This window comes from Kitasatospora sp. NPDC087861 (assembly GCF_044742585.1).
In the GTDB taxonomy this organism is placed as follows: Bacteria; Actinomycetota; Actinomycetes; order Streptomycetales; family Streptomycetaceae; genus Kitasatospora.
The window spans coordinates 1-20,877 of the sequence record NZ_JBIUUS010000014.1; the positions used below are offsets into that span (position 1 = coordinate 1).

A 20,877-nucleotide genomic window follows, 5' to 3' on the forward strand; every position below is an offset into this window, starting at 1 on the left:
GGGGGGGGGGTGGTTGGGGGCGCGGGGGGGGTTGGCGGCGCGCCCCCCCTCCGACCCCCCCGGCCTGGGGGGGCCCAGCGGGGGGGCGGCCGGGCCGGCACAGGGGACCGGACGGACCGACCGCCACACCGCTGAAGGCGTCAAACGCCCGGACGTGGGAGGCCGAGGGCGCAGAGGACCGAGGACTCAGCGGCCGAAGCGTCAGAGACCGAAGCGTCAGAGACCGAGGCTGCTGAGCGCGGTGGTCCAGTCGCTCGCGATGGCGCTGCGGGCGTCGTCGAGGCCGACCCGGCCGTTGCAGACCGCGTTCTTCAGCTTGGTCTCGACGCCGTCCTTGCCGGACGCGGTCTGGGTGCCGTAGCGGGGCTCGGGCCAGAGGTTGCGCGGGTCGCGCGGGGCGCCGCCGAGCTCCAGCGGGACGAAGTGGTCCTCCTCGTAGTCGGACAGGTTGGTGTCCGCGTAGCCGTACTGCGCGATCTGCTGCGCCTTGAGCGCGTTGGTGTAGCTGGTCGACGGGCGGACGGTGGAGGTCCAGCCGGAGACGCAGATGGTCTGGCCGATGGTGGCCTGGGTGACGTCCGGGTTGTAGGCGCCCGGCGTGCAGGACGGGTCGGGCAGCGGCAGGTAGGCCTGCGAACAACTCGCCGCGAGCGGGCGGGCCTTGACGGGCGAGGCCTTCGCGGGGGCGGCCTGCGCGGTGCCGGCCGCGAGCCCGGCGGCGGCGAGGGCGGCCGCCGCGGCGACGACGGTGAGACGCTGACGGGGCATCATGTGGGCGATCTCCTGGGCCGGCCCGGCCTGTCACCGGGCGACTGTGCCCATGACAGCACCGCTTGAGCGACCACCGTCAGGCCCAGGACGTGAACGCCTGGTGATCGCGCCTCCACATCAGCGCGCCCGCATCAGCGCCCCCACACCAGCGCGCCCACATCAGCGCGCCCGCATCGGCGCGCCCGCCCGGGACGGCCGGACCCTACGCGCCCAGCAGCCGCGCCAGCAGTGCCGCCGGCCCCTCCGGGAGGCTGCCGTGCACCAGTTCGGTGCGGTGCACCAGTCGCGGGGCCGCGATCGGCGCGGACGCGACGCCGGGAGCATCGGCGAGGGCGGATGCCGGGAGCAGGGTGAGCCCGTGCCCGGTGGCGACCAGGGCGAGCAGCCCGTGCACGTCGGTGCCCCGGTAGCGGGTGGCGGGGCGGAAGCCGTCGACGCCGGCCGCGGCGCGCAGCCGGGCCGCGGTGGGGGTGAGGTCGGGGGCGTCGAGCCAGCGGGCGGCGGAGAGGTCGGCGAGGGCGACACCGCTGCGGCCCGCCAGCGGGTGGCCGGCCGGGAGGGCGACGGCGACCGGCTGCTCGTCGACGGCGCGGGTGGCGAGCGGGCCGACGTCGGGCAGCGGCAGCGGGTCGCTGGGGGCGGCGAGGCCGTCGATCAGGGCGAGGTCGACCTCGCCGGTGGCGGCCTGGGCGGGCAGCACACCCTGGGCGAGGACCCGGACGACGAGTTCGGCCGCCGGATAGGCCCGGCGCACCTCGCCGAGCGCGCGCCCCAACTCCGGTCCGACCGCCAGTGGGGTGGCGCCGAGCACCAGGCGGGCGCTCGGGGCACCGGCCAGGCGTGCGACGTCGGCGCGCGCCGCCTCCAGCCGGACCAGCAGCGGCGCCGCGTGCTCCAGCAGCCGCCGACCGGCCTCGGTCGGGCCGACCGGGCGGCGGTTGAGCAGACCGGCCCCGAGGTCGGCCTCCAGGGCGGCGATCTGTTGGGAGACCGCGGACTGGGTGTAGCCGAGCTCCCGCGCGGCCTCGGAGAAGGAGCCGAGGCGGGTGACGGTGACGAAGGTGCGCAGGTGCTGCGGATCCACGGTGTCCATCAACTTTTCTGATCGAGGGTTAAGCAATCATCGTTGGCGCTGATCTCGGGTGCGGGGCCAGGATAGCCCCATGACCTACCTGACCCCGCGGGTCGCCCTGGTCGGCGACCGCTCCCCCGCCGTCCGCTCGCACGCCCGCATCCCCGGCCTGCTCGACGCCCTCGCCGAGCGCGACCAGCTCGTCCTGGACGCCTACTGGATCCCCACCGAGGACGCCGGGGCACCCGGCACCCTGGACGGCTTCGACGCGATCTGGCTGCTCCCCGGCAGCCCCTACCGCAGCGAGGCGGGCGCGCTGGCCGCCGTCCGGACCGCCCGCGAGCGCGGCATCCCCTTCCTCGGCACCTGTGCCGGCTTCCAGCACGCGGTGCTGGAGTACGCCCGGAACGTCTGCGGCCTCGACGGGGCTGTCCACGGCGAGGAGCACCCGGAGCGGGACGAGCAGGTGATCGTCCCGCTGGCCTGCTCCCTGGTCGGCCACGAGGGGGCGGTGGAGATCACCCCGGGCACGCTCGCCGAACGCGTCCTCGGCACCACCCGCACCCTGGAGCGCTACCACTGCGCGTACGGCCTGAACGCCGACTACCTGGACCGGCTGCGCGCGCACGGGCTGCGGTTCAGCGGCGTGGACGGGACGGGCGAGGTGCGCGTCCTGGAGCTGCCGGACCACCCGTTCTTCCTCGCCTCGCTGTTCCAGCCGGAACTGTCCGGCGACGGCACCCGGGCGCACGCGATGATCCGCGCACTGGCCGCCGCCGCCGTCGCGTACGCAGCCACCCCGGCCACCCCGGCCCCGGGCGCCACCGTCTGACTCCCCGGCACCGGGCGCCACCGCCTGACTCCCCGAGCCCGGGCACCACCGTCTGACTCCCCGGCACCGGGCGCCACCGCCTGACTCCCCGGGCCGCCCGGGGCAGGTCACATCGGCAGCGAGCGCAACCGCACCGGCCCCTCCGGCCACCCGGCGCCCTCCGCCAGCGGCGCCCACATGGTGCGCAGCGGCATCACCGCCAACCGCCCCTCGGGCTGCTCCACCGTCACCTCCTCTGCCACCTCGCGGAATCCGAGCCCCCGGTAGAGCGCGGCCAGCGGCGGGCGGCAGAACAGCAGCGCGTAGCGGTGGCCGAGCGTACGGGCGTGGTCGAGGGCGGCCCGGACCACGGCCTGCGCGAGGCCGGCGCCGCGCCGGTCGGGGGCGACGGCGACGCCGCCGACGCCGATCGCCGCCAGGTCGGTGCCGCCGACGGTGAGCGGCAGCGGCAGCAGGCCGGCGTGCGCGACGAGTCTGCCGTCGGCGGCCCGGACGCCGAAGTGGATGTCCTTGGGCAGCCAGGTCAGCCCGGTGTAGGCGACACCGTACGGGTCGTCGCCGGGGCCGAGGATCTCGTCCTGGTCGGCGCGGGTGTACTGCGGCAGCCGGACGACGGTCGGCGGCTCGGGAGAGAAACGATCATTCATCCGACCATGATCTCTTCCCGGGAAGGTGATTTCCAGGCTCTTCCCGGCCACTGCGACCCACTGGCCACCACGGGCCGGACGGGGTGTGCGAGCATGCCCCCATGCGCCAGTCCACCCACCAGCGGCCCCGACTCCGGCGTCCCGACGGCCAGTTGGGCCCCAACGGCCCGTCGAATCCCGCCGGCCACCAGGCGAACCCCGCCGGCCACCCGCCGCGCCCCGCCGGCCGGCCGGACGCCACCGACCAGTGGGACTCGGCCCTCGCCGCGATGTCGCTGCCGGGCCCGCCGCTGCGCCTGCCCCGCCCGGTCGTCGCCCTGGGGCCGACGGTCCTGATACTGCTGGTGCTCGTCCCGCTCTCCGCGAACGACCCCGATGTCGGGCCGACCACCTCGGCGCCGCTCAACACGGCCCTGATGGCCGCCGGCGCGCTCGCCCTCGCCGTCCGACGGCGCCACCCGGCGGCGGTCGCCGCCGCCACCCTGCTCAGCGGCCAACTCCCGCTCACCGTCGCCCTCTACGGGCTGGCCGCCCGACGCGGCGCGACCCGGACGCTTGCCGCGCTCGCGGTCCTGGCCGAGGTGCGCCTGCTCGTCCCCATGGACCTCGGGGACGTCAGCAGCCTCTCCGCCCTCGTCAATCTGGCCGAGGACCCCCTGGTCCTCGGCGCCGTCCCGCTCGCCCTCGGCCTCACCGCCCACCAGCGCACCCGCGCCGTCACCGTGCTCGCCGAGCGCAACCGGCTGCTGGAAGTGGCCCGGCGGCACGCCGAGGAACGCGCCGCCGCCGCCGAACGCGCCCGGCTCGCCCGGGAGATGCACGACGTGGTGTCCAACCGGGTCTCGCTGATCACCCTGCACGCGGGGGCCTTGCAGGTCGCGGCAGCCGACGACCCGGCCGCCGTCCGGGAGACCCTCACCCTGATCCGCGCCCTCGGCCTGCAGGCGCTCACCGAACTGCGCGGCCTGCTCGGCGTCCTCACCCCGGCCGCCGACCAGGGCCCCTCACTGCGCGGACTGCCCGCCCTGGTCGAGGAGTCCCGACAGGCCGGACTGGCCGTCGGCCTCACCCTCACCGGACCGGCCGACGGCGGGCCCGCACCCGGGCCCGCCGTCCAGTACGCGACCTACCGGATCGTCCAGGAGGCACTGACCAACGCCCACAAACACGCCCCGGCCGCCGAGGTGGCCGTCACCGTCGAGGTCCAGCCGGACGGGCTGCGCGTCGCCGTCGTCAACTCCCCGGGCGACACCGGAGAGAACCCCACGCTGCCTACCGACCCCGACGAACTGCGCTCCAACCCCGAACTGCGCTCCAACCCCGAACTTCCTTCCGGCGGCCACGGCCTGGACGGCATGCGCACCCGCGCCGACGACCTCGGCGGCACCCTGGATGCCGGCCCCACCCCCGACGGCGGCTTCGCCATCCGGGCCCGCCTGCCGCTGACCACCGGCTGAACCGCTCAGAACACTGAACCGCTCAGGACGCTGCACCGCTCAGAACACTGCACCGCCCAAGGCACTGACCCGCCCAAGGCACTGACCCGCTCAGGACACCGCGCGCGCGGTCAGCTCCGCCCACACCTCGTCGATCCGGGTCGCCAACACCTCCAACGGCCCGCTGTTGTCGATCACGAGGTCCGCGGCGGCCAGCCGGTCCGCGCGGCTCGCCTGTGCGGCCATCCGGGCCCGGGCCTCCTCCTCGGCCATCCCGCGCAGCCGTACCAGCCGGTCCACCCGCACCTCGTCCGCCGCGTCGACCACCACGACCAGGTCGAACAGCGGCGCGAGCCCGTTCTCCACGAGCAGCGGCACGTCGTGCACCACCACCGCGTCCGGCGCGGCCGCGGCCTCCAGCTCGGCGGAGCGGGCGCGCACCAGCGGATGGACGATCGCGTTCAGCGACTGGAGCCGGGCCCGGTCGGCGAACACGATCGCGCCGAGGGTCGGGCGGTCCAGCGCGCCGTCCTCCCGCAGCACCTGCGGTCCGAACTCGGCGACCACGGCCGCCAGACCGTCCGTCCCGGGCGCGACCACCTCGCGGGCGATCACGTCGGAATCCACGATCACCGCGCCGTGGGCGGCGAAGAGCCGGGACACCTCGCTCTTGCCCGCGCCGATACCACCCGTCAGTCCGATCTTCAGCATGGCGTCAGGCTACCGGCGCCCGGACGGCCGGGACCAGCGGCCGGCCGCCAGCCGCCCGGGCGGTGCCGTCAGCCCAGCTCCAGGCTCTCCCCCTCGCCCAGGACCCGCAGCTCCGCGCCCGTGCCCGGCCCGTCCGGGCCGACCAGCCGGGTGTGCACGGCGAACCCGGCCGGGCTGAGCACCGCGTCGTGCACCGGCACGGCCTGGCGCGGGCACGCCTCCCGGACGTAGTCGATCACCTCGGACGCCTTGCTCCACGGCGCGGCGAGCGGCAGCAGCAGGGTGTCCACGGCGTGCGGCGGCACGGTGAACGCGTCGCCGGGGTGGAAGAGCCGGCCGTCGAAGAGGAAGCCGATGTTGTGCACCAGCGGAATGTCCGGGTGGATCACCGCGTGCCACTCGCCGTGCACCGAGACGCCGATCCCGCCGACCTCGAAGGCGTCGCCCTCGCCGACCACGCTGACGCGCCTCGCCACGCCGTCGAGTCGGGAGGCCACCGCGCTGTTGGTCCACACCCGCAGCGCCGGGTCGGCCTCCAGGGCGGCGCGCAGCCGGGACTCCTCGAAGTGGTCCATGTGCTCGTGGGTGATGAGGACGGCGTCGGCCCCGGCCAGCGCGGCGGGGTCGGTGAACATCCCGGGGTCGACGACGACGGTCGTCCCGTCGTGCTCCAGGCGTACGCAGGCGTGTCCGAACTTGGTGATTCGCATGCCGCAAACCGTACAGCAAAACTGCACAGCAGAGCTGCACAGTTTCGCTGTACAAATTTCCGATAGGCTTGTCCCATGAGCAGCCCCCACCCGGACACCCTGGAACTCGCCGCCGACCTGCGCGCCGCCGTCGGCGAACTCGTCCGCTCGCTGCGCCCGGACGACGCCCTGCCGCAGAACCAGGCCGGGGTCCTCGGCCTGCTGGTCCGAGACGAGCGCTCCTACACCGTCGCCGAACTGGCCACCCGGCAACGCGTCCGGCACCAGTCGATGGCCCGCACGGTCGCTCTGCTCACCGAGGCCGGCCTGGTCACGCAGCAGCCGCACCCCACCGACGGCCGAAAACTGCTGGTCACCGCCACCGGAGCCGGCCGCGCCGCCCTGCTGGAACAACGCGCCCGCCGCGAGGCCCGGATCGCCACCGCCATCGAGACCCGCCTCACCCCCGAGGAGCAGGCGCGGCTGCGCGCCGCCGTCGAACTCCTGCACCGCCTGCACTGACCTGCGGCCCAGGCGGCCCAGGCGGCCCAGGCGGCCCAGGCAACCCCAACCGCACGGGACAGAAAACCTAGACCGCCGTACCCACCAGATCCTTCGGCTCGTCCGTCCCCGGCAGCGGGGCCGGGATCGCCGTCGGCTCGATGGCCGGCAGTTCGACGTGCTCGCTCAGCCCGAAACGCCGGTGCAGGCGCCGCAGCGGGGCGGGCGCCCACCAGTTGAACTCGCCGAACAGGCTCATCGCGGCGGGCACCAGCAGGCAGCGCACCAGGGTCGCGTCCACCGCGACGGCGACGGCCAGCGCGATGCCCATCTGCTTGACCATGAGCATGTCCCCGAGGGCGAACCCGGCGAACACGATCACCATCAGCAGCGCCGCCGAGGTGATGATCCGGCCGCTGCGCTGGACGCCCAGCTCCACCGCCCGGGTGCAGCTGTGGCCCTTGTCCCGCAGTTCCTTGATCCGGGCGAGCAGGAACACCTCGTAGTCCATGGACAGCCCGAACGCGAACGCGAAGACCAGCACCGGGATGAAGGTCTCCAGCCCGCCGGTGGGGCTGAAGCCGAGCAGCCCGCTGAAGTACCCGTCCTGGAAGACCAGGGTGAGCACGCCCAGCGAGGCGCCCAGCGACAGCAGGTTCATCAGCAGCGCCTTGACCGGCATGACCACCGAGCCGGTCATCAGGAACAGCAGCACCAGCGTCCCCGCCGCCACCAGGCCGAGCGCCCAGGGGCCGCGCGACATCAGCTCGTCCTTGAAGTCGACCACCGAGGCCGCGCCGCCGGTGACGTAGGTCTTCAGTCCGCCGCGGTCGGCCCGCAGTTCCTGGACGACCTGCTTGGCCTGGCCGCCCTGCGGGTCGCCGTGGACGAGCACGTCGACGGTGGACAGCGAGTCGCCCACCGGGGTCACCGCCCGCACCCCGCTCACCCCGGGCAGCTTGGCGACGACGTCGTCCGCGTACGCCTGGGCGACCCGCGCGCCGCCCTCGACGACGACGGTGATCGGTGCGGCCGCGGCCTGCGGGAAGCGCTGGTCGATGGTGTCGGCGACCTGCCGCCCGGCCGAGGAGGCCGGCAGGACGGCGGCGCCGGAGTTGCGCATGTCGGCGTGCAGGAAGGGCGCGCCGGCGGCCATCAGCAGGGCGACGCAGGCGAGCGCGACCGGCACCGCCCGCTTGCGGACCCGACGGACGGTCCGGCTGAAGAAACCCTCGTCGGGGACGGGCGCGGCGGGCGCCTTGATCCGGGAGCCGGCGAAGCCGAGCAGCGCGGGGATCAGGGTCAGCGCGGCGGCGACCGCGATCACCACCACGCTCACCCCGGCGGCGGCGACCGCGCCGAGCACCGGGCTGGTGAAGACGAACAGGCCGGAGAGCGCGACGGCGACGGTGAGGCCGGAGAAGGCGACGGTGCGCCCGGCGGTCGCGGCGGTGCGTTCGACGGCGGCGGCGATGCCCGCGCCGTGCCCGCGTTCCTCGCGGAAACGATTCACCATGAGCAGCGCGTAGTCGATCGACAGCCCGAGCCCCAGCACGGTGGCGATCGGCAGCACGCTGGTGTCGATGTCCATGATGCGGCTGAAACCGAACATCGCCAGCAGGGCGCCGCCCACCGAGGCGACCGCGCCGATCACCGGCAGGCTGGCCGCGGCGAGGCCGCCGAAGACCAGCACCATGACGACCAGGGTGAGCGGCAGGGTCACCACCTCGCCGAAGCGGGTGTCCTGTTCGGTCTGTTTCTTGACCTCCTGCTGGAGCACCAGGTCCCCGCCGACGGTGACGTGGGCACCGCCCTGGCCGTTCAGGGCCGCGAGCCGGTGGGTGACCGCGTCGGCCTGGGCGGGGGTGCTGGTGTCGGCCATCCGTACGGTGACCAGGCTCGCGGTGCCGTCGGCGGAGCGCAGTGCGGCGGGCGCCGGGCCACTGCCGTACGCGTCGAGCGCGGAGGAGACGCCGGGGAGGGCGGCGATGTCCGCGGTGGCCCTGGTGACGGCGGCCCGCACGGCCGGGTCGTCGGCCGGCCTGCCGTCCACGACGGCGGTGACGGTGCCCCTGGCCGGGTCGGCCGCGGCGACCACCGCGCTGCCCCGGTCGGCCTCGGCGGTGGCGGAGGAGGCTCCGGCCACCGATCCCTCGAAGACCCGGCCGCCGATCAGCACCCCGACGACCAGGACGACGGCCCAGAAACCGAGCACCCAACGGCGGTGGCGGAAACAGAACCGGCCGAGGGCGGCGAGCCGCCCGCGGACCACGGGGTCGGCGGCAGCGGTGGAGGCGTTGCGCATGAAGGAGGCCTTTCGGGCAGCTCCCCTCAATGTAGGTGGAACCCGGTCTTCGACCTATAGACGGGCAATGAGCCTCATCTCACAAATTTCCTTCACATAAACGACAAATAAGTGAAGGCAAAATACGAAATGGGCCCCACCCGGATTTCTCCGGGTGGGGCCCACCGTTCAGCTATGCGCCAGGTACTGGCAGCGGGTCAGAGCTTCAGCTCTGGCCGCCGGCCAGCTTCTCGCGCAGGGCCGCCAGGGCCTCGTCCGAGGCGAGAGCGCCGGAGCCCTCGTCGCTGCTGGACGAGTAGGAGCCACCGGCAGCGGCGGCGACGGCGTCGCCACCCTCGGCAGCGGCCTCGGCGTCGGCCTCACGGCTCTTGATGACCTGGGCCTGGTGCTGCTCGAAGCGGGACTGCGCCTCGGCGTACTGGCGCTCCCACTCCTCACGCTGCTTCTCGAAGCCGGGCAGCCAGTCGTTCGCCTCGGGGTCGAAGCCCTCCGGGTAGATGTAGTTGCCCTGGTCGTCGTAGGAGGCGGCCATGCCGTACAGGGTCGGGTCGAACTCGACCTCGGCCGGGTTGGCACCCAGGGCCTCGTTGGCCTGCTTCAGCGAGAGGCTGATGCGACGACGCTCGAGGTCGATGTCGATGACCTTGACGAAGATCTCGTCGCCGACCTGGACGACCTGCTCCGGGATCTCGACGTGGCGCTCGGCCAGCTCGGAGATGTGGACCAGACCCTCGATGCCCTCGTCCACGCGGACGAACGCACCGAACGGAACCAGCTTGGTGACCTTACCCGGAACGACCTGGCCGATCTGGTGGGTACGGGCGAACTGCTGCCACGGGTCCTCCTGGGTCGCCTTCAGCGACAGGGAGACGCGCTCGCGGTCCATGTCAACGTCGAGAACCTCGACGGTGACCTCCTGGCCGACCTCGACAACCTCGGACGGGTGGTCGATGTGCTTCCAGGACAGCTCGGAGACGTGCACCAGGCCGTCGACGCCACCCAGGTCCACGAAGGCACCGAAGTTGACGATCGAGGAGACGACGCCGGAGCGCACCTGGCCCTTCTGCAGGGTGGTGAGGAAGGTCTGGCGGACCTCGCTCTGGGTCTGCTCCAGCCAGGCACGGCGGGACAGGACCACGTTGTTGCGGTTCTTGTCCAGCTCGATGATCTTGGCCTCGAGCTCCTTGCCCACGTAGGGCTGGAGGTCGCGGACGCGGCGCATCTCGACCAGCGAGGCCGGCAGGAAGCCACGGAGGCCGATGTCGAGGATGAGACCACCCTTGACGACCTCGATGACGGTACCGGTGACGATGCCGTCCTCTTCCTTGATCTTCTCGATCGTGCCCCAGGCACGCTCGTACTGAGCGCGCTTCTTGGACAGGATGAGACGACCCTCCTTGTCCTCCTTCTGGAGAACCAGGGCCTCGATGTTGTCACCGACGGCGACGACCTCGTGCGGGTCAACGTCGTGCTTGATCGAGAGCTCGCGGGACGGGATGACGCCCTCGGTCTTGTAACCGATGTCGAGGAGGACCTCGTCACGGTCGACCTTCACGATGACGCCCTCGACGATGTCGCCATCGTTGAAGTACTTGATGGTCTCGTCGATGGCGGCGAGGAAGGCCTCCGCGTCGCCGATGTCGTTGACCGCGACCTGCGGGGTGGTGCTGAGGGAGGAGTCGGTGGGGCTCGTCATTAGGAAAAGGGCTCCGGTACGGACATGAAGTCGTAGGTAATGCCACGCGGAGGGCCCGTATCGCTCCCACCGAAAGCCGGACAGCCAAGAACACGGCGCACCGGGATTCCCGCACAGCGAGAAATCCGGCGTCCGTCTTGCGACCGTGGGGTCTTCGACAGATGCGAGCGCGACCTGCTCCGTCCGAGGCGCGCAGGCCCGCAGCGCAACTTGTAGCATACGGGGACGGCCAGGCACGGTCAACGCCAAGAGCGGCAAGACGGTGGAGCCCGGTACGGATCAGGCCATATCCTCCGATTGCGCACCTCACGGTGGCGCCCGAAGGGACCCTTCCCCGGATGCCACCGCCAGGATCCGGATCCTTTCGGGCCCGGTCGCGGCAGCGGCGCTTCCGCAGTCCACACCCTACGCGATGGGCATTATCACCGTGGCCACCACCCCCCAGTCCGACCTGCATGATCTTGACGGCGACGGCGACGACGCGGTACGGCGCGAGGCCGGCACCGGGGAGAGCAGCCAGGCCAGCCGGCACTGGTGGGACCGCAACGCCGACGAGTACCAGGACGAGCACGGGGAGTTCCTCGGCGACGACCGCTTCACCTGGTGCCCCGAAGGCCTCGACGAGGCCGACGCCCACCTGCTCGGCGACGTGGCCGGCCGGGACGTGCTGGAGATCGGCGCCGGCGCCGCCCAGTGCTCGCGGTGGCTGGCCGCCCGCGGCGCCCGCCCGGTCGCCCTGGACATCTCCCACCGCCAGCTCCAGCACTCCCGCCGGATCGATCTCGGCCGCGGCACCGCCCCCGTCGCCGTCGTCCAGGCCGACGCCGCCGTCCTGCCCTTCACCGACGCCTCCTTCGACCTCGCCTGCTCCGCCTATGGCGCCGTCCCGTTCAGCGCCGACACCGCCGCCCTGATGCGCGAGGTCCACCGCGTGCTGCGCCCCGGCGGCCGCTGGGTGTTCTCGGTGACCCACCCGATCCGCTGGGCCTTCCCCGACGAGCCGGGCGTCGAGGGCCTCACCGCCGCCTCCTCCTACTTCGATCGCACCCCCTACGTCGAACAGGACGAGCAGGGCCACGCCACCTACGTCGAACACCACCGCACCCTCGGCGACCGGGTCCGCGAACTCGTCGGCGCCGGCTTCCGGTTGATCGACCTGGTCGAACCCGAGTGGCCGGCCGGGCTGGATCAGGAGTGGGGCGGCTGGTCCCCGCTGCGCGGGCGGCTGATCCCCGGCACCGCGATCTTCGTCGCCGAGCGGGGCTGAGCCGCTTGAACCCCGCGTGGCGCGAACTGCCCGTCCGCACCACCCTGCCCGCCCTGCACGACGCGCTGGACGGGCCCGGCACCGCCGTCCTCGCCGCCCCGCCCGGCACCGGCAAGACGACCCTGGTGCCGCTCGCCCTCGCCGGGCTGCTCTCCGACGGCCGACCCGTGCGGCGGGTGCTGGTCGCCGAACCCCGCCGGCTCGCCGTACGGGCCGCCGCCCGGCGGATGGCCTGGCTGCTCGGCGAGGCCGTCGGCGGCCGGGTCGGCTACACCGTGCGCGGCGAGCGTCGCGTCGGGCCGGACACGGTGGTCGAGGTGGTCACCACCGGGGTGCTGCTGCAACGGCTGCAGCGGGACCAGGAGCTGCCCGGCGTGGACGTCGTCGTCCTGGACGAGTGCCACGAACGGCACCTGGACGCCGACACCGCGCTCGCCTTCCTGCTCGACGTCCGTGCCGCCCTGCGGCCCGAACTGCGGCTGGTCTGCGCCTCCGCCACCTCCGACACCGAGGCCTGGGCCGAACTCCTCGGCGGCGCCCCGGTGGTGGAGGCGCACGGGGTGTCCCACCCGGTCCGGACGGTGTGGGCTCCGCCGCCGCGCGCCGTCCGGCCCGCCCACGGGACGCGGGTCGACCCGGCGCTGCTCGACCACGTCGCCGCCACCGTCCGGCGGGCGCTCGCCGAGCAGGCCGGGGACGTGCTCTGCTTCCTGCCCGGCGTCGGCGAGATCGCCCGCGTCGCCGGGCAGCTCCAGGGTGTGCCCGCCGACGTGCTGCAACTGCACGGCCGCGCCCCGCAGGCCGTCCAGGACGCCGCCCTCACTCCCTCCGCGCAGCGCCGGGTCGTCCTCGCCACCGCCGTCGCCGAGTCCTCGCTCACCGTGCCCGGCGTGCGGATCGTCGTCGACGCCGGGCTCGCCCGCGAACCTCGCACCGACCACGCCCGTGGCCTGGCCGGCCTGGTCACCGTCCGCGCCTCGCTCGCCGCCGCCCGCCAGCGCGCCGGCCGGGCGGGGCGCGAAGCCCCCGGCACCGTCTACCGCTGCTGGCACGAGGCCGAGGACGCCCTCGCCGCCCGCTTCCCCACCCCCGAGATCGCCCTCGCCGACCTCACCACGTTTGCGCTCCAGGCCGCCTGCTGGGGCGACCCGGACGCCACCGGCCTCGCCCTGCCCGACGCTCCGCCTTCGGGGGCGATGGCCGCCGCCCGGCAGACCCTCCAGGCCCTCGGCGCGGTGGACGCGGCCGGCCGGGCGACTCCGCGCGGGGTGCGCCTCGCCCGCACCGGGCTGCATCCCCGGCTGGGTCGCGCCCTCGTCGACGGCGCGGCGGCGGTCGGCGCGCGGCGGGCCGCCGAGGTGGTCGCGCTGCTCTCCGAGGAACCGCCGCGCGCCCTGGGCGACGACCTCGGCGCGGTCTGGCGCACGGTGAAGAACTCCCGGGACCCGTACGCCGGACGCTGGCGCGAAGAGGTCCGCCGCCTCCTACGCGCCACCTCCGACGAACCCGCCACCGCCCTGCCCGACGCCACCGCTGTCGGACTCGTCGTCGCCCTCGCGTTTCCCGAGCGGATCGCCCGCGCCCGGGTCGAGCGGCCCGCCCCCGGCGAACGCAGCCCCTACCTGATGGCCTCCGGCACCGCCGCCGAACTCGCCCCCGGCACCGCGCTGGGCGCCCTGCCCTGGCTCGCCGTCGCGGTCGCCGACCGCCCGGCCGGCTCGCACTCCGCCCGCATCCTGCACGCCGCCGCGCTCGACGAGGACACCGCCCGGCTCGCCGGATCGCCGCTGCTCACCAACCGCGCCGAAGTCCACTGGGACACCCGGCGAGGTGAAGTCGTCTCCCGCCGGGTCGAATCCCTTGGCGCCATCGAACTCGCCGAGAAGCCACTCAGCCGCCCCGACCCGGCCCTCGTCCGCGCCGCCCTCCTCGAAGGCCTCGCCCGCGAAGGCGTGAGCACCCTGCTCACCTGGCCCGCCCCCGGCCTGCGCGAACGCCTCGCCTTCCTCCACACCGCGATCGGCACCCCTTGGCCCGACGTCAGCGACGAAGCGCTACTCGAACACGCCGACGAGTGGCTGGAGCCCGAACTCTCCCGCGCCCGCCGCCGCGCCGACCTTGCCCGCATTGATACGACTGCCGCCCTGCAACGCCTGCTCCCCTGGGCCACCGGCGAGGCCGGGCGGCTGGACGAACTCGCCCCCGAGCGCATCACCGTCCCCAGCGGCTCGAAGATACGAGTCGACTACAGCACCGAACGCCCGTTCCTGGCCGTCAAGTTGCAAGAACTCTTCGGCTGGACGTCGGCTCCGGCGCTGGCCGCCGGCCGCGTCCCGCTGACCGTCCACCTGCTCTCCCCCGCCGGCCGCCCCGCCGCCGTCACCGGCGACCTGGCGTCCTTCTGGCGCGACGGCTACCGCGCCGTCCGCGCAGATCTCAGGGGCCGCTACCCCCGCCACCCCTGGCCCGAAGACCCGACCACGGCAGAGCCCACCCGCCGCACCAACACCCGGAAGTAGCAGCAGAAGACCCCACTACTCATCCGCGAGCAGTGGGGTCTCGGGCAGTTCAGCAGGACGCGTCAGACGTCGCCGAACTCGCCGGAGCGGACGGCGGCAATGAAGCTCGACCAGACATCGACCGAGAAGGCCAGGACAGGGCCCTCGGGGTCCTTGGAATCGCGGACGGGGACGACACCGGGCATGCTGTCGGATACCTCGATGCACTGTCCGCCGTTGCTGCTGTAGCTGGACTTGAACCAGTCGAGGGTCATAGCTGCCTCCGTAGCTCGCGGATCATCGCCACCGAGTCCGCCTGTGAAAGGGCATGAGTTTGTAGCTGATAGTAGGCCGCCAACTCGGCCGTCACCGCGTTGGTATCCCGCTCCAAACGCCCTTGGTGTGCACTCTCGGCGTAGGAGATCAGCGAACGGTCCGGCAGCGTCAGGATCGACACCGGAAGATCAAACGCCCTGTCCTCGCCGAGCGTGTACAGGGCGAGCTGGAGCCTTACGGTCGGCTCGCTGGCGAACTCAACGAGATGGTCAAGCTGGGCCGCCATCACAGCATCCCCACCCACGCGCCGACGAATGCAGCTTTCGTCCATGACCACGTGGACCAGGGGCGACGGTTCCCGGAGCATGCCAGCCTGACGGCTTATGAGAACGCGCACCCGTTCGTCCGCCTGGTCCTGCGTGATGCTCCTCCGGCGCACGGCGCCCGCCGCAATGGCAGTTGCGTACTCCGTCGTCTGCAGCAAGCCCGGCACGATGCCGAGTTCAAAGAGCCGCAGTTCAGCGGCCCGGCGTTCTTGGGTGACGAACTCGGCGAAACCTTCCAGCAGTGCGCTGTGCTTGACGTCGCTGGCCCTGCGCTTGAAGGTGCCTGCCTGCGATGTACCAAACGCCCTGTCAAGTGCGTCGGCAATCCGTCGAGTTGGCTTCCTTCGACCATTTTCAAGGGCCGAGACGTGCGACGACGTACACCCAACCAGCCCCGCAAGGTGCTCCTGCGTCCAGCCCCGCTGCTCGCGTGACGTGCGAAGAAACGCCCCGAACTCGGCCGCAGGGGAGGCCTGAGGGTCAAGTTCCCGTTTGTTCAAGGCGATTCACCCAACCAATCAATCAACGCGGACAAGTTGAACAGCTCTGAAGCCTAGAGGACAGTGGGCACCCCGGGTAGTCGCAGCGCTACGGATCGGAGCGATGCTGCGCATAGCGCGATTGCGCACTACCTCCGCGCTCCCCCATCCGCCCCCTGAGGAACTTCGCCATGCTCGTTTCCCGCCGCCCCCGCACGTTCGCCGCGCGCCTCGACTCGCGGACCGAATCCACCCCCCTCGCGCGGCACTTGCTCCGCGCGTACCTCGCCGCCCTCCCCACCGGCGACCGCTACCCCGACATCGCCGAACTCCTCCTCGGCGAACTCTTCGCCAACGCCGTCCAGCACACCGACGCCCCCGCCGACCGCCTCATCGAGGTCCGCTTCGCCCTCGTCCACGACCGGCTGCGCCTCGAAGTCCACGACGCGGGCAGCGGCCGCCCGTCCCTCCGCTCCCCCGCGCCCGACGACGAGCACGGACGCGGCGTCCTCCTCATCAACGAACTGGCCGAGAAGTGGGGTTGCTGCCCCCGCGCAGGCGGCATCGGCAAGTTCGTCTGGGCCCTCATCGCCCCCGCCCCCGTCACCGTCCTCGCCGTCGCCTGAACAGGAACCCCATGCGACTCCCCCTCACCGCCCGCCACCTGTTCGACACCGGCGCCACCCCCGCCGAGGCCTACGCCAACCTCGCCCGCCGCACCCGCCAACCGCTCCGCGCCGCCCGCGCCGTCTGCGCGGCCCTCGCGATCCCGGCCACCGAGGTGAACCGCCGCCTCGACGACTGCTACGACGCCCTACTCGCCAGCCCCCGCCCCGGCGCCGAGGCCGACACCGGCGAACTCCTCGAAGCCCTCGGCGTCTTCGACATCCCCAAGACCCCCGACGACCGCGACCTCGCCATCATCGACCTCTTCCTCACCGCCATCGACGCCCTCGGCGGCATCCGCGCCGGCCACCAGCACGGCCTCACCCGCTGGTTCACCACCGGCAACCTCACCGCCGCCTACCTCTCCCTCGCCGCCACCCACCCCCGCCCCACCACCGGCGACCCCACCCACTACTGGACCACCCTCATCACCGCCGGCGAACTCCTCACCACCACCCCCACCCCCGACCCCCGCATCAAACCCGCCCTCACCCACTGCCGCACCCAAGCAGCCACCCACTCACCCCACCCCTGAGTGGTCGGCTTCGGAAATCCTTCGAGGGTTGACATCGGGGCCCGATTCCACATCAGTCCGTTAGTGGTCTGGGGTGGCGAAGTGGGGCTGGCAGGCACAGCCGAAGGAGTCCTCGGGGTGAGTAATTGTCAATACCTGTGGATCGACGTGTAGGCCAGGAGTGGTCGGCCAGGTCTCTGATGTGGTTCTGGATGCCGCCGGGAATGTCCCAGGCGCAGGGCAGACCGCGCCGATCTTTATGATCCGGCCTACTCGGCGAGGGTCGCCGGGGCCGACGGCGGCGTTTTGCCCGGATCCAGGTCGGCCAGGAAGTACTTCTGCAACATGTGCCAGTCCTCGGGATGGGCGGCGATCCCCTCCGCGTAGGCGTCTGCGAGCGCTTGAGTCATCCGGGCGATTTTCTCCTGCCGAGTGCCTTCGGGAGGCACCGGGATCTCCGGATGGACTCTGATACCCATCCGGCCCGGACCCGAGTACCAGAGGTTCACCGGATACAGCCCGCAGTTGGTCTGTACTGCGAGCGCCGCCGGTCCGGCGGCGATCCGTGTGGTTTCGCCGAAGAAGTCCACTGGGATCCCGGAGGCGCCGAGGTCGCGATCCGCGACGAGGCAGACGGTGCGGCCCTCCCGAAGCCGCCGCGCCAGGGTCCCGACGACCGATGGTCCGCCGTCGTGCGGCAGCACTTCCATCCCGAGCTTGCGGCGGTAGTCCCAGAATCGTTCAGCGACCGCCTCGGGCTTGAGGTTCTCGGCGACCGTGGTGAACTCGATCGAGTGCGTCGCGATGAGCCATGCTCCGGCATGGTCGTAGTTGCCGGTGTGGCCGAGCGCCAGCACGGCGCCGCGGTCTGAGTGGACCACCTCGGCGACGCGTGCACGATCTTCGTCCGCGATGTCGACACTGTCCAGGATGCGCTTCCGGTCCCACCCGTTCATCCGGAACGCCTCGCTGTAGTACCGCAGCGCCGATCGCACACCCTTGCGGGACGTCGCGGCGGCCGAAGACCTCCGGGCCTGCGCCGATTTCCCAGGAGCCTTACGCGAGCGCCAGACGTGTCTTCTGGATCGTCGACAACGGTTCCTCTCACCGAGGGATACCCCGCAGCCTGCCCCGCCCGTCACCGCCCCAGCCCCCGCAATGACCGGCACAAGAGGCCACGTGGACAGGGAAAACACAACTTCGACACGGGCCGCAGAGGCAGCTACCTTCGCCTGGTCTTCGGCGATCGCCCACGGTCGCACCGGAGTTCCTTCAGGCTGAGCCACCCGCGACGGGACGAGTCGGTCACGCCCCACGAATCCTCGCCCCCGTGCGTAAGCCACCGAACCGGGTCCACACCAGGCACCCCCGACCAGGGAGAGACGCATGCCCCATCTTGCGCTGTACACATTCGGCGTCCTGAAGTCACCTCTCGCCGATCCCGCACCTCTCACGCGCGAACTCCACGACAGCAGCGAGGCCGTCTACCGGACGATCAGCCAGCACCCCGGATACCTCGCTCATGCCGAAGCGGCGGACGGCGACCGGGGCACACACTTCGACTTGGACTGGGGTGCATGGGGAGAGTTCGCCGTACCGACCTGGTACGGCAAGGGCCGTACGGTGGAAACCACCGCCCTGGCCGCGACCCTCTCACTCTGGACCGACCTGCGCCCCGCCTTCGACGCCATCTACACCGGTCTGCACCGTGAGGCGCTGAACAGGCGTTACGACTGGTTCGAGCGGACGGGACACCCGCTTTACGTCTTCTGGTGGGTCTCCGACGGCGTGATACCCACCTGGCAGGACGGGGTTTCCAGGCTGGAACACCTCCACGACCACGCCTCCGCGCCGCACGCCTTCACCTTCCACCACCCGTTCGCCCCGGAGGGAACTCCGACCAGGCTCAAAGGCATCGGGCCGAAGAGCGACCAGGTTCACTGACAAGGAAGCCTGAACGACTGGGTTCGAGACGCCATCCTGCCCACCAGCGGCTTCGCCGGCACCCCCGAAGGATGTACGGAGCCGACCACCGAGCACCGGAAGTCGACCCCGCCGACTTCCTGCGCTCACCCCGCTTCCCCTGCCGCAGGATCCAGCGCGTGCTCATCACGCACGTTGCCCACCGACCACTGCACCGCCCGCCGCGTCCGCCCGACCAACCCTGTGATCTGATCGTCCTGTTGACGCGCCACCAACAGGAGCTGACCATGTCCTCAACCCTGCCCACCACCGTCCGCCTGACCGTCGGCGGGCACACCTTCGACGGGCTGGCCGCCGGGCCCGCCGACGGGGAACTCGTCCTGCTACTGCACGGGTTCCCCGAGTTCGCCGACTGCTGGAGCGCCGAGCTGACCGCGCTGGCCGCGGCCGGTTACCGCGCGGTGGCGGTGGACCAGCGCGGCTACTCCCCCGACGCCCGCCCCGCTGACATCGCGGACTACTCCGTCGAGCTGCTGGTCGCGGACGCCCTCGGTTTCGCCGACGCCCTGGACGCGCCGCGCTTCCACCTGGTCGCCCACGACTGGGGCGGCCTCGTCGCCTGGGCGCTGGCCTCCACCCACCCGAAGCGGCTGCGCAGCCTGACCGTGCTCTCCACCCCGCATCCCGAGGCGCTCTACGAGGCCCTGAACAACGACAGCGACCAGCGCGAACGCTCCCGGTACATCAGGGAGTTCCGCCTGCCGGAGCACGTGGCCGAGCAGGCCATGCTGGCCGACGACGCGGCCCGGCTGCGCGCGATCTACCGGGGCGCGCTGCCGACGGACCTGGCCGAGTCCAACGTCCGACGGCTGACCGAGCCGGGTGTGCTGACGGCCGGGCTCAACTGGTACCGGGCGATCAACGAGGAACTCCGGGTGCCGGCCGGCGAGATCACCGTCCGCACGCTCTTCGTCTGGGGCACCGAGGACCGAGCCCTGGGCCGCGACGCCGCCGACCTGACGGCCAAGCACGTCAGCGCCCCGTACCGGTTCGTTGCGCTGGAGGGCGCCACCCACTGGCTGCCGGAGGCCGACGCCGAGCGGATCGTGCCGCTGCTCCTGGAGCACCTCGCGGGCTGACCCGGAGCGGGGTTCCCGGCGCGCCGCCCCACCGGCGCGCCGATGCCCTCGGCAGCACCCACCGCCCGGGCCGGCCGCACCGAATCGCGATGGCATCCGGCGCGAAGCCGTCTACCGTCCGGGGGAACAGTCGGCCGGTCTCGCCTCGGACGTCCGCCGGTTCCTCGCCCCCGGCCGACCCGACGGAGTCCCGTCCGTCCGGAGCGCCTGCTGCGCGACGGACCGGGCCAGATCGTAGCGGCGGGCCCAGACGCGTCCTCGCCATGGACGCCACAGTCCTGGAAACGCTGCGGGCCATCACCAGGGAGGAGAACACCAGGAAGCCTCGCGCGCCGCCGGGCCCTCGCGGACGCCGCCGCTGGATTCGCCGCCTTCCGGTCCTCGTTCGGCCGCAACCCCCGCAACGCCGACACCACGCGCCCGGTCGGCCGGGGCTCGCGGGCCCGTCGCCCGGCGGTACGGGACTTCCAGGAGCGTCTCCTGGTTGTCGCCGCCGGTCAGGAGTGTGGGTCAGTAACCAACGCGGTTCCTGATGGCAGGAGAGACCTTCCTATGACTCCAGCCATAGATTGCATTCTCATATGAGCCTAATCATGCAACTAATTTCCCACCTATTCTTCCCCGAGGGAGTCCTCGGCAAATTCAGGGTCGGCTGCCATATTCTTCAGCGGGCGAGGAATATTCCTGGCCTTACGTCGGCAGTTCCAACGAACAGAGGATGACGATGAGTAGCATGCGCAGCGCCCGCGAGCAGTTCGACGAGATCGACACCGACCACAACGGCTACATCAGCCCCGATGAGCTGAAGACGTACCTCATGCAGAACCCCAAGGTCAGCGAGGCCAACGCGAAGGCGACGATCCAGTACGCCGACGAGAACAGCGACGGTCGGATCAGCTTCGAGGAGTTCTCCGACCTCATTCGATAGGCGGGGAAGTCCCCAACTCGACCATTCCAAGGCACCTGCCGTGATCGCACGGCAGGTGCCTTGGCAGCTGGCTGCGAATCCGGCCTTGCGGCGTACTGAACTTCCATGCGCGATGCCGGGTTGGTTATCCGAATACCCGGCCCTTGCGCCCGATCGGCGCGTTGGGCCTGCAGCCGGGGAGATGCACGGCGCGGCTCGCAC

General features: G+C 72.2%; 20 protein-coding genes. 10 read left to right on the forward strand and 10 right to left on the reverse strand.

All coding sequences use genetic code 11. The features are described from left to right. Positions 1 to 216: 216 nt before the first annotated feature. Both ACIOJE_RS20400 and ACIOJE_RS20405 read right to left on the reverse strand, forming a co-directional pair. Positions 217 to 771: a hypothetical protein gene (locus ACIOJE_RS20400; RefSeq protein ID WP_400777728.1), complete on the reverse strand. Its 555-nt coding sequence runs from the start codon at positions 769 to 771 to the stop codon at positions 217 to 219. 202 nt (positions 772 to 973) lie between these two features. Beyond that, on the reverse strand, positions 974 to 1,864 hold the full coding sequence (locus tag ACIOJE_RS20405) for a LysR family transcriptional regulator (RefSeq protein WP_400777729.1): 891 nt from the start codon (positions 1,862 to 1,864) through the stop codon (positions 974 to 976). A 70-nt stretch (positions 1,865 to 1,934) separates the two neighbouring features. On the opposite strand from ACIOJE_RS20405, the gene ACIOJE_RS20410 reads away from it, so the two are divergent. After that, on the forward strand, positions 1,935 to 2,675 hold the full coding sequence (locus ACIOJE_RS20410; RefSeq protein WP_400777730.1) for a hypothetical protein: 741 nt from the start codon (positions 1,935 to 1,937) through the stop codon (positions 2,673 to 2,675). Between the two features lie 107 nt (positions 2,676 to 2,782). Here the strand turns inward: ACIOJE_RS20410 and ACIOJE_RS20415 are convergent, their stop codons facing one another. Beyond that, entirely contained in the window at positions 2,783 to 3,322 is a 540-nt protein-coding gene (locus ACIOJE_RS20415; protein WP_400777732.1) for a GNAT family N-acetyltransferase, read from the reverse strand. Positions 3,323 to 3,423: 101 nt separating this feature from the next. On the opposite strand from ACIOJE_RS20415, the gene ACIOJE_RS20420 reads away from it, so the two are divergent. Then, positions 3,424 to 4,779, forward strand: coding sequence for a sensor histidine kinase (locus ACIOJE_RS20420; protein ID WP_400777734.1), 1,356 nt, complete (start codon positions 3,424 to 3,426; stop codon positions 4,777 to 4,779). A gap of 90 nt (positions 4,780 to 4,869) precedes the next feature. Here ACIOJE_RS20420 and coaE read toward each other — a convergent pair whose 3' ends face one another. Further along, a complete protein-coding gene (gene coaE / locus ACIOJE_RS20425) occupies positions 4,870 to 5,469 on the reverse strand; it encodes a dephospho-CoA kinase (protein ID WP_400777736.1) in 600 nt (199 codons plus the stop codon). Positions 5,470 to 5,537: 68 nt separating this feature from the next. After that, a complete protein-coding gene (locus tag ACIOJE_RS20430; RefSeq protein ID WP_400777738.1) occupies positions 5,538 to 6,179 on the reverse strand; it encodes an MBL fold metallo-hydrolase in 642 nt (213 codons plus the stop codon). A 75-nt stretch (positions 6,180 to 6,254) separates the two neighbouring features. On the opposite strand from ACIOJE_RS20430, the gene ACIOJE_RS20435 reads away from it, so the two are divergent. Then, positions 6,255 to 6,680, forward strand: a complete 426-nt coding sequence (locus ACIOJE_RS20435) for a MarR family winged helix-turn-helix transcriptional regulator (protein ID WP_400777740.1) — start codon at positions 6,255 to 6,257, stop codon at positions 6,678 to 6,680. 67 nt (positions 6,681 to 6,747) lie between these two features. On the opposite strand, the gene ACIOJE_RS20440 is transcribed toward ACIOJE_RS20435, so the two are convergent. Together ACIOJE_RS20440 and rpsA are read right to left on the reverse strand one after the other, a co-directional pair. Next, the gene (locus ACIOJE_RS20440) at positions 6,748 to 8,964 is read right to left on the reverse strand and encodes an MMPL family transporter (protein ID WP_400777742.1); all 2,217 of its coding nucleotides are present in this window, start codon (positions 8,962 to 8,964) and stop codon (positions 6,748 to 6,750) included. 205 nt (positions 8,965 to 9,169) lie between these two features. Then, positions 9,170 to 10,660 (reverse strand): 30S ribosomal protein S1, encoded by a 1,491-nt coding sequence (gene rpsA, locus ACIOJE_RS20445; protein ID WP_153460312.1) that lies wholly within the window; start codon positions 10,658 to 10,660, stop codon positions 9,170 to 9,172. A gap of 412 nt (positions 10,661 to 11,072) precedes the next feature. Between rpsA and ACIOJE_RS20450 the strand changes: the two genes are divergently transcribed. Further along, positions 11,073 to 11,927: a class I SAM-dependent methyltransferase gene (locus ACIOJE_RS20450; protein ID WP_400777743.1), complete on the forward strand. Its 855-nt coding sequence runs from the start codon at positions 11,073 to 11,075 to the stop codon at positions 11,925 to 11,927. A gap of 5 nt (positions 11,928 to 11,932) precedes the next feature. Then, positions 11,933 to 14,446, forward strand: coding sequence for an ATP-dependent helicase HrpB (hrpB, locus tag ACIOJE_RS20455; RefSeq protein ID WP_400777745.1), 2,514 nt, complete (start codon positions 11,933 to 11,935; stop codon positions 14,444 to 14,446). 62 nt (positions 14,447 to 14,508) lie between these two features. Here the strand turns inward: hrpB and ACIOJE_RS20460 are convergent, their stop codons facing one another. Both ACIOJE_RS20460 and ACIOJE_RS20465 read right to left on the reverse strand, forming a co-directional pair. After that, positions 14,509 to 14,700 carry a DUF397 domain-containing protein gene (locus ACIOJE_RS20460; protein ID WP_280674346.1) on the reverse strand — a complete coding sequence of 64 codons (192 nt, stop codon included), beginning with the start codon at positions 14,698 to 14,700 and terminating at the stop codon, positions 14,509 to 14,511. Further along, complete coding sequence (locus ACIOJE_RS20465; RefSeq protein WP_400777747.1) at positions 14,697 to 15,527, reverse strand: Scr1 family TA system antitoxin-like transcriptional regulator; 831 nt, start codon at positions 15,525 to 15,527, stop codon at positions 14,697 to 14,699. Before ACIOJE_RS20465 ends, ACIOJE_RS20460 begins: the two co-directional genes overlap by 4 nt. Before the next feature lie 170 nt (positions 15,528 to 15,697). Here ACIOJE_RS20465 and ACIOJE_RS20470 point away from each other — a divergent pair, with 170 nt between their 5' ends. Together ACIOJE_RS20470 and ACIOJE_RS20475 are read left to right on the forward strand one after the other, a co-directional pair. Beyond that, a complete protein-coding gene (locus ACIOJE_RS20470) occupies positions 15,698 to 16,132 on the forward strand; it encodes an ATP-binding protein (protein ID WP_400777748.1) in 435 nt (144 codons plus the stop codon). Positions 16,133 to 16,143: 11 nt separating this feature from the next. Then, positions 16,144 to 16,707, forward strand: coding sequence for a hypothetical protein (locus ACIOJE_RS20475; RefSeq protein WP_400777750.1), 564 nt, complete (start codon positions 16,144 to 16,146; stop codon positions 16,705 to 16,707). Positions 16,708 to 16,955: 248 nt separating this feature from the next. On the opposite strand, the gene ACIOJE_RS20480 is transcribed toward ACIOJE_RS20475, so the two are convergent. Next, the gene (locus tag ACIOJE_RS20480; protein WP_400777751.1) at positions 16,956 to 18,074 is read right to left on the reverse strand and encodes a phosphatidylinositol mannoside acyltransferase; all 1,119 of its coding nucleotides are present in this window, start codon (positions 18,072 to 18,074) and stop codon (positions 16,956 to 16,958) included. Here ACIOJE_RS20480 and ACIOJE_RS20485 point away from each other — a divergent pair. The 3 genes from ACIOJE_RS20485 to ACIOJE_RS20495 all read left to right on the forward strand — a co-directional run bounded on the left by ACIOJE_RS20485 (position 18,073) and on the right by ACIOJE_RS20495 (position 20,676). Beyond that, on the forward strand, positions 18,073 to 18,630 hold the full coding sequence (locus ACIOJE_RS20485) for a DUF3291 domain-containing protein (protein WP_400777753.1): 558 nt from the start codon (positions 18,073 to 18,075) through the stop codon (positions 18,628 to 18,630). The two genes, ACIOJE_RS20480 and ACIOJE_RS20485, sit on opposite strands and share 2 nt — an antisense overlap. 266 nt (positions 18,631 to 18,896) lie before the next feature. Beyond that, the gene (locus ACIOJE_RS20490; protein WP_280674352.1) at positions 18,897 to 19,748 is read left to right on the forward strand and encodes an alpha/beta hydrolase; all 852 of its coding nucleotides are present in this window, start codon (positions 18,897 to 18,899) and stop codon (positions 19,746 to 19,748) included. A gap of 733 nt (positions 19,749 to 20,481) precedes the next feature. Then, on the forward strand, positions 20,482 to 20,676 hold the full coding sequence (locus ACIOJE_RS20495) for an EF-hand domain-containing protein (protein ID WP_400777755.1): 195 nt from the start codon (positions 20,482 to 20,484) through the stop codon (positions 20,674 to 20,676). Positions 20,677 to 20,877 lie beyond the last annotated feature (201 nt).